Genomic DNA, 12,359 nt, shown 5'->3' on the forward strand with positions numbered 1-12,359 from the left:
ATGCACGCCAGGGCTGTCGAGGCGCACATGAATCGGCGTGCGCGCTGAGACCGGATGTCTCAATGCGCGAATCCTTGTAAATGCGCGCACTTATGCCTAGCTTATGCGCCCCCCGTCCTGTGCTTTAAGGCCTTGCCCCATGGTTCTGCGTTTTCGCCCCGTCGTCACGTCACGTTTCGCCCTCGGCCTGCTGCTCAGCGGTGGCATCGGCAGCAGCCTGGCGGCGGAAATTGAACTGCCGGCGGTACAGGTCCAGGGCCAGGATGAGTCCGGTTATCGCAGTGAAACCGCCTCGGTCGGCGGTTTCAATGAAGCGCTGCTGCTGGACACTCCCGCCTCGATCAGCGTGATCAACGCCGCCCTGATCAAGGACCAGCAAGCCCGCCTGCTCAGCGAAGTGCTGCGCAACGACGCCTCGGTGGGCGACAGCTACGCACCGATCGGCTACTACGAAAACTTCGTGGTGCGCGGCTTCTCGCTGAACGCGGCGAGCAGCTACAAGATCAACGGCCGCACCATCACCGGCGAGCAGAACGTCGCCCTGGAAAACAAACAGCAGGTGGAAGTACTCAAGGGCCTGGCCGGCCTGCAAAGCGGGATCTCCGAGCCCAGCGGCGTGATCAACTACGTGACCAAGCGCCCGCAAGACGTGCGTTCGGTGACGGTGTCCAGCGACGACCGCGGCAGCGGTTATATCGCCACCGACGTCGGCGGCTGGTTCGGCAGCGAGCGGCAGTTCGGCCTGCGCGCCAACGTGGCCCATGAAGACCTCAATTCCTACGTGGAACACGCCAACGGCCAGCGCGACTTCCTGTCCCTGGCGTTCGACTGGAACATCAGCCCCGACGCGGTGCTGCAACTGGATGCCGAATACCAGAACAAACAACAGCGCTCGGTGCCAGGCTACCAACTGCTGGGCGGCAGTGAAGTGCCCCACGATGCATCGCCGAAACAGCTGCTGGGCCATCAAAGCGGTTCCAAGCAGGTCGGTATTGATTCGCTGAACCTCAACGGCAAGTTCGAATACCGCTTCAGCGACCAGTGGAAAGGCAGTGTCAGCGCGGCGCGCAGCAAGGTGGTGATCGATGACTACAGTTCGTTCGCCTGGGGCTGTTTCTACGTGAACACGTGCAACGCCAACACGTTCAGCCCCGAGGGTGACTACGACATCTACGACTACCGCAGCCCCGACGACACCCGCCGCGACGATGAAGTGCAGGCGGCCATGACCGGGCTGTTCGACACCGCCGGCCTGGGCCATGAATTGACCTTCGGCACCAGCGCGTTTCGCCGGGTGATCGACAAGCGCAAGGCGGTCAACGAGTACATCGGCAGCGGCAATATCAATCAGGACGCGCCGACGTTTGCGCCGACCAACGTACCGCTGAACGACAGTCATCGCACCCTCGACAGCCGCCAGTACGGCGTGTTCGTCACCGACCGCATCCGCTTCAACGAGCAGTGGCAAACCCTCCTCGGCGGTCGCGAAGTGCGCCTCGATGAACAAGCCTTTGACAGCAATGGCAACCAGACGCGCCACACTCAGCAATACGTGTTCCTGCCCCAGGCCTCGCTGATCTATAAGCCGATTGAAAACATCTCGCTGTACACCAGCTACAGCAAGGGCCTGTCCCTGGGCGGCACGGCGCCGTGGTTCGCAAACAACGCGGACGAGACCCTGGCCCCGACCGTGTCACGACAAATCGAAGCCGGCGTGAAATACGACTGGCGCCGCATCAGCTTCGCCGCGGCCGTGTTCCAGACGCGCCAGGCCTACCAGTACGCCAAGCCGGATGGCGCCGGGAGTTTCACCTACGTGCAACAAGGCGAGCAGAAGAACACTGGGCTGGAACTGTCGGCGAATGGTTGGGCCACCGACCGCCTGCAGATCGCCACCAGCGTCGCGGCGATTCGGGCGCGGGTCAGCGGCAGCGGCACGCCGGACTACGAAGGCCACCAGGCGATCAACGTGCCCAAGCTGCGCGCCAGTGTCTACGCCGACTATGCGCTGCCGTGGGTCAACGGCCTGGCGGTCCTGGGCGGCGTGCAATACAGCGCCAAGAAGTACGCCAACCGCAGCGGCAATGTCGAGGTCGGGGACTATGCGGTGGTCAACGTCGGCAGCCGTTACACCACCAAAGTCGATGGCTATGAAACGGTGTTTCGCCTGAGCGTCGACAACCTGTTCGACAAACGCTACTGGCGCGACGCGGGCGAGTACATGGGCGATGACTACCTGTTCCAGGGCGCGCCGCTGACAGCGCGCCTGAGTGCCTCGGTCAACTTCTGACCGCGCACGGCCCCTGGCTTACTTGGGCATTTTGCGAAAGCCCACCGCCAGGCGGTTCCAGCTGTTGATGGTGGCGATGGCTACGCTCAGATCGACCTGTTCCTGGGGGCTGAACTCGGCGGCGAGTGCGTTGTAGTCTTCGTCTGCGGCGCGGGTCTGGCTGACCAGGGTCAGGCTTTCGGCCCAGGCCAGGGCGGCGCGTTCACGCGGGGTGAAGAACGGCGTTTCGCGCCAGGCCGACAATGTGTACAGGCGGCGTTCGGTCTCACCGCCCTTGCGCGCATCGGTGGTGTGCATATCGAGGCAGAAGGCGCAGCCATTGATCTGCGACACGCGCAGGCGCACCAGTTCCAGCAGGGGCAGTTCGATGGACAGTTTGCCCACTGCGGTTTCCAGGGCGAGCATGGCTTTCATGGCGTCTGGGGAAGCGGTGTAGAAATCGGTACGGGGTTGCATGGTAGAGCTCCTGAACACTGGAAATTGGTGGCCAGATTAGTCAGCGCAGCACTCAGGAGAAATAGCCAATTCCGGCAAAGATCAGGTAGCCAATGTGCCCACGGGCTCAGCCCCTCAGCGCGGCAACGGAATCACGCGCATAGGCCGCACCGATTTGTAGGAAAAGCTCGAGTAAATCTCTTTGACGCACGGCAATGTCTGCAACACCTCCCGCGCGAATTCGCCAAACGACTCCAGGTCCTTGGCCACCACTTCCAGCAGGAAGTCATAGCGCCCCGAGACGTTATGGCAGGCGACGATTTCCGGAATGTCGAGCAAGCGTTGCTCGAACGCCCGCGCAATTTCCTGGGTATGGCTCTCCATCATGATGCTGACAAACGCCGTCACCCCATAGCCCAAGGCCTTGGGCGACAGGATCGCCTGATAACCGCTGATCACCCCGCTCTCTTCCAGGTTCCTGACCCGCCGCCAACACGGGGAGGTGGTCAGGGACACGCGCTCGGCGAGCTCGGCCACGGTCAAGCGGGCGTTGCCTTGCAGTGCGTTTAAAAGCGCCTTGTCGGTGCGATCCAGACTGAGGGGCATAACGTGCCTCTAATCATTATTTTTAGGAAGGTTTCATCCCATTGCGCGGGATTTGTCAGCAAATATTGCAAAGTTCAGCTGTGGTTATGAGCATAGCATTGTAGGAAATAAGGAGTGTCCGACATGAACAATAAACACAATGCATTCGGCTTTTCCACCCGTGCCATCCACCACGGTTACGACCCCAAGGACCACCACGGCGCCCTCGTACCGCCGATCTATCTCAGCGCCACGTTCGCCTTCCCCACCGCCGAATACGGCGCCGCGTGTTTTGCCGGTGAAGAAAGCGGGCACTTCTACACGCGCATTTCCAACCCGACCCTGGCCCTGCTGGAAGCGCGCATGGCGACCCTGGAAAACGGCGAGGCCGCCGTCGCCTTCAGCTCCGGCATGGGCGCGATTGCCGCCACCTTCTGGACCCTGCTGCGCCCCGGCGATGAGGTGATCGTCAGCCAGACACTCTACGGCTGCACTTTCGCCCTGCTGCACCATGGCATCGCGGAGTTCGGCATCAAGGTGCGCCATGTCGACCTCACCGACCTGGATGCGCTGCACGCCGCGCTGTCCCCGGCCACGCGCATGATCTACTGCGAAACCCCGGCCAACCCCAACCTGCAACTGGTCGATATTGCCGCCGTCGCCACGCTGGCGCACCAGCAGCCCAACGTCATCGTGGTGGTCGATAACACTTACTGCACGCCGTACCTGCAACGGCCCCTGGAGTTGGGCGCCGATGTGGTCGTGCATTCGGCCACCAAGTACCTCAGCGGGCATGGCGACATCACCGCCGGCATTGCGGTGAGCAACCACGCACTGGCGCAGCGCATTCGTCTGCAAGGGCTCAAAGACCTGACCGGTGCGGTCATGTCCCCGCAGGACGCATCGCTGCTGATGCGCGGCCTCAAGACCCTGGCCCTGCGCATGGACCGCCATTGCAGCAACGCCCAGGCAGTGGCCGAAGCCTTGCAGGCCCACCCGGCCGTCGAGCGCGTGACGTACCCGGGGTTGCGCTCATTTCCCCAGTACGAACTGGCGGCGCGGCAGATGCGGATGCCCGGCGGGATGATTGCCTTCGAGCTCAAAGGCGGGATCGCGACCGGCCGGCGCTTCATGAACGCACTCAAGCTGTTCAGCCGCGCGGTCAGCCTGGGCGATGCCGAGTCCCTGGCCCAACACCCGGCGAGCATGACCCACTCCACCTACACCCCAGAGGAGCGGGCAGCCCACGGGATCAGCGAGGGGTTGGTGCGTCTGTCGGTCGGGCTGGAGGACATCGCCGACCTGCTGGCGGATGTGCAGCAGGCTTTGGCCAAGTGTCTGCGGGCTGCGCCGCGTGCGACACAGGTGGTCGAGCATGCGATGAAATAGCGCTCAGTCCACGGCCACCGTGGCCTCGCCGCAGGCCCCTGTCTGCGGCACCAGGTGAATATCCACGCGACGGTTCGCGGCGCGCCCGACGTCGGTTTCATTGCTGGCAATCGGCTGACTGGCCGCGAAGCCCTGGACGGCAAAGCAACTGTCGGCGATATCGCCCATGCGCTGCATCCAGTCGCGCACGGCAGAGGCGCGGGCATGGGACAGCGCCAGGTTCTGTTCGACGGAACCGGTCGCGTCCGTATGCCCGGCGACCACGATCAGCCAGCCGGGTTGGGCTTTGATGTCGACCAGGGCATTGATCAGCACCTTGGCCGAGCCTGGCTTGAGCGTGGCACTGCCGGCATCGAACAGCGACAGGCTGTCCAGTCGAACGGGGTCGGGCATAAGGGGTTCAGTGCCTGGACCGGCCAACCACATGCGCCAACCGAACCCTGCGAGCAAGGCAACGATCAGCGCCCCGAGCAGCCCCCACAGCGCGATGCGTGGCCGGCGCGCCACCACTGCGGGTGGCGGCAGGATCACCACGGGGCTCACCAGCGCCGGCGCCGGCAACCTGAGCGGCGCGAGCATCGTGCCGTCCGGCGCGGGGCTTTGCTCCAGGCGCTGGATCAAGCCGCCGACCTGATAGCGCAGGGCGTGCAGCGGTTGTAGAGGGTGGTCTAGATGAGCCCGCAAACGCACCTGCAAACGGGCCAACTCAAGGTCCAATTGAACCAGCGCGGGCACGCCGTGGGCGGTCATCGTCCGGCTGCGCAGCACCAGTTGCAGTTGCTCGAACAACCATCCCAGCAAGTCCACGCGCGCCGACGCCATCGGCGGCCACAGGCGCACCCACTCACCGCCCAGCGCCTCGATCAACGCCACACCTTGGGTGATGCCCTCGACCCCATGACGCTGGCCGCGAGCCAAGGTGTAAAAGCACGCGCTGTGCAACTCCGCGCCGTTTTGCTGGAACAGCGCAAGGCAGCCTTGCTCGACCTTGGCCCAGTCCACATCCGGGCAGGCGGGATGGCTGAGCTTGGCCAATTCCTCGCGCAAAGCGATGAACTCACTGAAGCCGCGCGGATCACCGCCGACTTGAATACGCATCTCAAACAACGCCGTCATCGGGTTTCCCTTGCGTTATCGGTTCAAGGCTTCGACAGGTAATGCTGTCGCTTCAAGTGACGCATCAGCACCCGGCCTTCGGGGGTCAGGCGGGTGCCGAAGGTCACGTGCTGCCCATCCTTCAATTGCATGTCCAGGGCATACTCCAGATGCCCCGGCAGCACCTGGGGCAGCAGCTCGATGGTGATCGCCGCCAGACGTGGCTCGTACTTGAGCAACGTGTCGGTCATGACGCCGATCAGGCCTTGGGCCGTGGCGGGCAACCCTTGCAGGATCAGGCCCATGTCCGGCAGCCCGTAATCCGGCAGATGGCTGAGCGCGCCCGCTCGGCTGTTGAGGATGCGCTGCAGGTTGTCCAGCACCGAGAGGGTGTGCTGGTCCGCCTCGCAGACCCGCTGCAGGTCCAGTTCACCGGCGAAATTCTGCAACAGGCGTTCGTAGAGCGAAGGGGTGTACTCGGTCATGGCTCAATCCTTCGTCAATGGGCGCAGGATCAAGCGGTTATCGCCCAGTTCGATCACCCGTGCGCGATCCGGGTCGAGGTCGTCACGCGTCAATGTCAGGCGCCAGCTGTTCTGCCGGGTATCGGGGTCGCGAAACAACGCCACCAACGTGACAAACTGCGTGTCCTTGTCCATCGGCACGTTCAGCTGAGCGCCTTCTTCGGGCTTTACCACCACCGAGTGTTTGTCCAGTAACGCACGCGCGAGCAAGCGCTCGTCATCGCCCAGCAGGCCTTCGTAGGTCGCCAGCTCCACCGCCTTGCTGTCGCGCAATTGGTAAACCCGCACCAGGGTCGGCACCGACAACGCACGCATGTCCGTGGCATCGGTGTTCAGCGCCGTGCGCGCGCTGAAATCCAGATGCAGGGTGTTGACCTGCTTGTAGAAGATCGCCTTGGCGGTGGATGCCGTGCCATCCGCCACGGTCTGGGCCAACCCACAACCGCCGAGCGGTAGCGTGAAAGCCGCCAGCAGCACAAGATTAAAAACGGTACGCGACATGCTGTGTCTCCCTGTTGCGCGGGTTAATCGAAAGGCCTTGGTAGCGCCCCAGGTTGATCGTGAGGGTCTCGCGTTCCGTCGTGCGCCAGGCGCTGCCTCCCAAGCCCAGCACACCGGTCATGCCGAGCCGGAGGGTGGCCAGCCCCAACACCGGCGCAGGCAGGCTGTGCAACGGCAGCGACAAGCGCAGCTTCGCCGTGCAACGCCACCCCAGGTAAACGCGCAACAGCACCCGCAGGTCGCGGTGTAGCTGGCCGTCGGGGAGCCAGCGACGGGCTTCCTGCGCGTGCTCGGTATAGAGTGTCAGAGCGAACTGGCTGTTGGCGTCGCGGCCGATACGCCCCAGCGGCGTGCCCTGGGCCAGGCTCACCGGACGTTGCCGGGAGAGGCTGGCCGGCGCCGCCAACGTAATGTTCTGCGGCCAATGCGGAGTCACCTGCACCTGGGTGTCGGGGGCGAGCAATTTGACCAGTGCGACGATGCCTTGCGCATTCCGCGTGGGCAGGCGCATCACGCTGAGCAAGGCCAGAAAGCGCGAGACCGGCGTGGCGACCTGTTGCGCGGTGCCGGGAATGCCCAGGCCGATCAGGCCCAGCAGGCATTGCGAGGTGGCATCGGTGCCGCCCGCTTCGAACGTCGCCGGGTAGGAGTACTTGCGCCAGATCCGGTAGAACTGGGTGAAGATCCGGTGATTGAACATATCCAGGAAGGCTTCCAGCGCTTCATGCCCCTCCCGACGCTGCGCGATGTCATCCAGGTACACGGTCGGCATCGGCGAATCGACCCCGTACAACCCAAGCAAGCGCGTGCGTACCGTCGCCGCTCGCTCCGGGTGCGCTTCATCGATTTCAATCGACTTCAACTCGCCGGCCGGAAAGCCCATGCCCGGATCGGGCCGAAAGCGCACGGCGTCATCCGCCGGGTGCGCGGTGCTGCCCAGCGGCGGATGGTCGGGCAAAGCCTGTTCCAGCAACTGGCAAAAACGCTGCAGATTGGCCTCGGCCACCTGCCCCTGTAAGGCATCCAGCAAACCGCTGGCTTTCAGCCGGGAATACGCTGACTGTGATTCTCGTTCCATCGCAGGCACTTTCCAGTAGGTTGCAGGATCAGCGTGAGCTGGGTGTACACATGAATGTCGGCATACAAGGCGAAGAAGCGATTGAGCATCTCGCCGAACAGACTGATGTCGCCCTCCCCTGAAAAGCCGTTGGCATCGAGGGTGATCTCGATATCCACGCCGCGTAGCAAAAAGCCTTTCTCGAAACGTTGGACCAAGTGATGACGGACCTCGACGATCGCCGCCAGACGACGACGGTTGAGTTCGCTGCCCGTCCAGTCGTACAAGGCCAATGTGCCGCGCAACACCTCGGCGTTGTCGAGCATCGGCAGGAAGTTCGAGCCCAGGTGGCTCAGCACCCGCCAGTGAAAGCGGTCGCGGTTCGGCGGGTAGCACGGCAAGCTCGGCGCACACAGGTTGCGCACCCGCAAACCGGCCTGGGGGCTTTGCACCAGCGTGTCGAGCACGGTGCTTTGCAGTGCCTTGCGCGGCAATTGGCCGTGGGTGCCGGTCAGTCGCAACGACAGGCTTTCACGCGTGCGCAGGCGGTCGCTGTCGAAGCCCTCGCCGCCGAGGATCAGCCAGGTGTCATGCAAGCCATTGGCGGCGCGCTTGAGGCGCGTATGGAAGTAGCGTTCGGGAGCCTCGTCACGCAGCATGCCGCCCTTGTGGCGAAAGCTGCTGAACGGCACATAGTCCTGGCGCTCGGCGTTTCGCGAGGCAGTCACGCGGTCCACCGAATAGATCTCGGTATGGCCGTCCTGCAAACGCATGGGGCGCAGCAGGTAGTCGCTTTGCAACGGTGCCAGGGTCAGCGGGTCGGCCTCCAGCGCGAACAGGTTGATCACCGGCACCGCATGCAGGCGGATATGCTCGCGGCTCAGGTCGAAATCGGCCGGCCAGGGTTCACGCAACACCACTTCAAGCTCGAACCAGGCGGCGTCGGGAGCCATCTGCAGATGCTCCAGGCCACACAGGGTCACGAACATGAATTTTTCGCGGAAACTGAAATACTCCAGCAATAACTGATAACCGCTGAACGCACTGTCGCCCTTGGGCCACAGCCGGTCTTCATCGGCAAACCCTTTGGGCGCAAAATGCCCGGCCACCGGCTGGCGTTCGGTCTGGCCGGGCCAATGCACGAACATCGCTTGCACATTCAAGGTCAGCGCCTGATGCAAAGCACTGGCCAAAGGGGCTTCGGCATTCAGGTACAGCGGCACGCGACTCAGGTCGATCTGGCTCCAGTCGGTCAACGCGCCGCAGGCAAAACGCAGGCGCAACACGGAGCGACCATCCGGGGCGAAGCTGCGCCCGACCGAGGCCAGGGCCAGCGGGCGCAGGGCCAGGTCCTGGGTGGTGGTGTAGCGGCAACGGGTACTTTGGGGCCCGATGGGTTGCGACAGCACTTCAAAGCCCTGCGCGATCAACTCGCTGTGCTTCATCTGCGCCAGTTCCGGCACCAGTTCGACGATCGACAGCGACGGGATGGTGCGCAGGTAGTGTGGCCAGAGCAGGCTGACCAGGCCTTCGGTCAATTCCGGCAGGTCATCGTCGAGTTTTTCCCGCAGGCGGCCCATCAGGAACGCGAAGCCCTCGAACAGGCGCTCCACATAGGGATCTTGCGCCCCCGGTTTGTCCAGGTTGAGCTGTGCCGCCCGATCCGGGAAGGCCTCCGCGAATTCCTTGCCCGCCTCGCGCAGGTAGCGCATTTCGGCATCGAAATAGCGCAGTGTGAGATTGTCCATGTTCACAGAACGACTCCTGATAGATGAGGGTTAGCCGCACAGCACGGCGGCGCGTACCGGGTCGATGGCGACCAGCGCCGCCAGCAGGGTTTCCATGCGCCGCGCCAGGCTGGGTTTGTCGGCGTCGTTGCGTTGGGCTTTCACGCGCAGCAGCTTGAGCAGGCGCGCCTTGACCTCGAAATGCAGCGCCGGCTCCCAGTCGGCCAGGGCCTGGCGTTGCGCGGTGGTGTCCAGTTCCCCCAGCAGGTGAATGGCCAGGTCGCTCTTGCCATGCTGTTCGGCCACCCGCGCCATCAGCAGGCGCAGCAGCCAGCGCTGGCGCCCGCTGTCGATACCGGGCCGCGCAGCCAGCCACGCCAGCGCGTGATCCACGCCGTCGCTGTCGGCCTGGGCCACGGCCTCACCTTCCAGGGACAAGATGTCCGCATCACTGCTGGCCACGACCGCCGAGGGCACGGGCAGCCATTGCTGGGGTTGGTTGCCGCTGACGTGCTGGGCAATCCACTCGCGGGTGGTTTCGTCGGCGAACGGGGTGCCGTCACTCCAGCACAGCACCTCCAGACCCGGCAGGCGCTCAAGGAACATGCCCAGGTCACGTTTGGTGATAGCGGCCCAGCGGTCCTGCGGTGCGGATTGTTTGCTCAAGGCCTGATACAGGTACCATTGCAGGTCGAGCCAGAAATGGTTCACGCCTTCGGCATACATCCGCTCGACCTGTTCGATCAACTCCGCCCAGTTCTGTTGCAGGTACAAACGCTTGAGCTGTGCCCGATAGTCTGCACGCGGCGGCGCCAGGCGCGTGTTGCCGTTGGCCTCCTGAGGCGGCGTCTGATGCACGGTGTCCCAGCGCAAGCTCTTCATCAGTCGGTGAGCGGCCAGCCAGCCCAAGGGTTGCTCACGCAGGTAGCTCGCCAGGGCCCGGCCGTTGTCCAACAGGTCCCGTCCGGATTTGATCATCGTCGGCGGCGACGCGTTGGCATGCACAGTCGACTCAAGGCTGGCGGTGTGTTGCGGGACCAATGCGTCCATCCCGCCGGACTGCGCCAGTCGCGCCGACAATGCCGCGTACAGCGGCTGCAGATCCGGACGCTGCTCCTGCGCCCACCCACTCAAGCCGCGCTCCAGCCAGGCGAGCGCGGCGGCGGTGCGCTCGGCTTCGGCCTTGACCACTTCCGGGTACAGCGACAGCGTGTCCAACACCTTGCCACTGGCCAACCATTCCAGGGCCATCTTGCGGCTGTTCGGACGGCTGGGCAGCACCGCGTCGGCAAAGCGCTCCACCAGCGCGGCCAACAGGCTCAAGCCATCCGCCAAACCGAGTTCGCCGTCTTTGTGCAAGCGCGCCCACAGGTAGTACGTGGCGACGCGCAGGTCCTTGCAGCGCTGGGTCAGCAGCTTCTGCGCCAGTTGGGCAACCTGCTCGGCATCGGCACCCGACAGTTTGTTGACTTCTTCGCGCATGCGTTGGAAGTCATCGTCGTAGCCGGGGTCGTCGCCGACAGGGGATTCGGTGCTGATGGGGTGTAGCCAGGGTTGCCAGTGGGCGGCGTGTTCGTGTGCGACAGACAGTGCGTCACGCTCCCCAAGGCAGCGGGCGATCAAGGTGCGCAGGCTCATTCGGCCCCCTCACTCACGCCAGCGGGCTGTGTTACACCCTCATGCTTGCCGCACTTCTGCACACGCTTTTGGAATGGATATAGATGCTGGCGCAGAATGCCGTCCGGCAACGGTTCGCCAAACACTCCGTAGCGCGTTGGCCAGTCCTTTGCGGGCAATTTGAATGTTCCAAACACCCTATCGATCAGCGGCAGGTGAATCGCATGGTTTTTGTAGCGGTAGTCTGGATGACGGGCATGGTGCCAATGGTGGTAGCGTGGAAGTACCAATACGTATTCCAGCCAACCACCTTTGATGCACACATTGGCATGAGCCAGCACCGCCTGGACGCCGACCAGCACCACATAGGCATTCAATGCCTGCGCAGAAAAGCCCAGCAACATCAGCGGCATCAGTACGGCGGTGCGCGTCAATAGCACTTCGACAAAGTGGACACGCGAGCCGGCCAGCCAATCCATCGCCGTACTCGAATGGTGTACTGCACGGAAGCGCCATAACCACGGCACCGCATTCTTGGCATACAGCTTTTCCAGCGGAATAAAGACCGCCGCGGAGATGAGGAGCGCCAATCCGAGCAGTAGCAGGCTACGCGCCAATTGTTCGTTGTAAACCTTGCGCAGTTCGGTCGTGGTCAGCCACTCGGGAAGCAAAAAACACAACACGGCCAGCAGACTCAACAGCCCGAGCGCAGCGCAGATATAACCGCTGATACGCCCCTCGCCGAATTTGAATGGAGCATGGCCATGGTCCCGAAGATAAGTTTTAATTTTTTGCATTACACATCCTTTGTATCCAATACCTGTTAAGGGTGTTCCTTGGTTAGGTCAGCGCGCCGATGGCGGCAGTGATTCACCGGAGTTCGAAACTCCCGTTCTGCGCATAGGGTTCTTCTGCGGCGCCCTCATTGAGAAATATCTGTTGCGGCAACCTGAAATCGCGCAGTTTGAGCAACGCCAGCGGCCCCGCATCCAATTCAGTGCGCAGGTGCCACGTCAGGCTCAGGCCGTCGGGCGCCTTGAGGGCCAGGCGGTAGCGGCTGTTGCCGTCGTCCAGTGGCGTGACCTGGGCGTTTTCCAGCAGGCGGATCAGGCCCCAGGTGCCGGGGTAGTCGCCAAACA

Annotated in this window: 12 protein-coding genes; 2 read left to right on the top strand and 10 right to left on the bottom strand. The window is 63.3% G+C overall.

Going from position 1 to position 12,359, the window contains the following annotated elements:
• Positions 1 to 139: 139 nt before the first annotated feature.
• Positions 140 to 2,290 carry a TonB-dependent siderophore receptor gene (locus INT12_RS16670; RefSeq protein ID WP_193040310.1) on the top strand — a complete coding sequence of 717 codons (2,151 nt, stop codon included), beginning with the start codon at positions 140 to 142 and terminating at the stop codon, positions 2,288 to 2,290.
• Between the two features lie 18 nt (positions 2,291 to 2,308).
• Here INT12_RS16670 and INT12_RS16675 read toward each other — a convergent pair whose 3' ends face one another.
• Both INT12_RS16675 and INT12_RS16680 read right to left on the bottom strand, forming a co-directional pair.
• On the bottom strand, positions 2,309 to 2,746 hold the full coding sequence (locus tag INT12_RS16675) for a carboxymuconolactone decarboxylase family protein (RefSeq protein WP_046489026.1): 438 nt from the start codon (positions 2,744 to 2,746) through the stop codon (positions 2,309 to 2,311).
• Positions 2,747 to 2,860: 114 nt separating this feature from the next.
• Positions 2,861 to 3,331, bottom strand: a complete 471-nt coding sequence (locus INT12_RS16680; RefSeq protein ID WP_193040309.1) for an Lrp/AsnC family transcriptional regulator — start codon at positions 3,329 to 3,331, stop codon at positions 2,861 to 2,863.
• A gap of 123 nt (positions 3,332 to 3,454) precedes the next feature.
• Between INT12_RS16680 and INT12_RS16685 the strand changes: the two genes are divergently transcribed.
• Positions 3,455 to 4,699 carry a methionine gamma-lyase gene (locus INT12_RS16685; RefSeq protein WP_169884668.1) on the top strand — a complete coding sequence of 415 codons (1,245 nt, stop codon included), beginning with the start codon at positions 3,455 to 3,457 and terminating at the stop codon, positions 4,697 to 4,699.
• Between the two features lie 3 nt (positions 4,700 to 4,702).
• Here the strand turns inward: INT12_RS16685 and INT12_RS16690 are convergent, their stop codons facing one another.
• The 8 genes from INT12_RS16690 to INT12_RS16725 all read right to left on the bottom strand — a co-directional run.
• Entirely contained in the window at positions 4,703 to 5,815 is a 1,113-nt protein-coding gene (locus INT12_RS16690) for an OmpA family protein (protein WP_193040308.1), read from the bottom strand.
• A 23-nt stretch (positions 5,816 to 5,838) separates the two neighbouring features.
• Positions 5,839 to 6,279, bottom strand: coding sequence for a type VI secretion system baseplate subunit TssE (tssE, locus tag INT12_RS16695; protein ID WP_193040307.1), 441 nt, complete (start codon positions 6,277 to 6,279; stop codon positions 5,839 to 5,841).
• Positions 6,280 to 6,282: 3 nt separating this feature from the next.
• Positions 6,283 to 6,819: a type VI secretion system lipoprotein TssJ gene (tssJ, locus tag INT12_RS16700; protein ID WP_193040306.1), complete on the bottom strand. Its 537-nt coding sequence runs from the start codon at positions 6,817 to 6,819 to the stop codon at positions 6,283 to 6,285.
• Positions 6,800 to 7,897, bottom strand: a complete 1,098-nt coding sequence (gene tssG, locus INT12_RS16705) for a type VI secretion system baseplate subunit TssG (protein ID WP_193058929.1) — start codon at positions 7,895 to 7,897, stop codon at positions 6,800 to 6,802. The genes tssJ and tssG overlap by 20 nt, the downstream gene beginning before the upstream one ends.
• Entirely contained in the window at positions 7,861 to 9,630 is a 1,770-nt protein-coding gene (tssF, locus tag INT12_RS16710; RefSeq protein ID WP_193041145.1) for a type VI secretion system baseplate subunit TssF, read from the bottom strand. The genes tssG and tssF overlap by 37 nt, the downstream gene beginning before the upstream one ends.
• A 24-nt stretch (positions 9,631 to 9,654) precedes the next feature.
• The gene (gene tssA, locus INT12_RS16715; RefSeq protein ID WP_193041146.1) at positions 9,655 to 11,241 is read right to left on the bottom strand and encodes a type VI secretion system protein TssA; all 1,587 of its coding nucleotides are present in this window, start codon (positions 11,239 to 11,241) and stop codon (positions 9,655 to 9,657) included.
• The gene (locus INT12_RS16720; protein WP_193041147.1) at positions 11,238 to 12,017 is read right to left on the bottom strand and encodes a sterol desaturase family protein; all 780 of its coding nucleotides are present in this window, start codon (positions 12,015 to 12,017) and stop codon (positions 11,238 to 11,240) included. The genes tssA and INT12_RS16720 overlap by 4 nt, the downstream gene beginning before the upstream one ends.
• 73 nt (positions 12,018 to 12,090) lie before the next feature.
• The coding region (locus tag INT12_RS16725) for a type VI secretion IcmF C-terminal domain-containing protein (protein ID WP_193041148.1) at positions 12,091 to 12,359 on the bottom strand (269 nt) is incomplete at its 5' end.

Source organism: Pseudomonas sp. K8 (genome assembly GCF_014889455.1).
Lineage (GTDB): Bacteria > Pseudomonadota > Gammaproteobacteria > Pseudomonadales > Pseudomonadaceae > Aquipseudomonas > Aquipseudomonas veronii.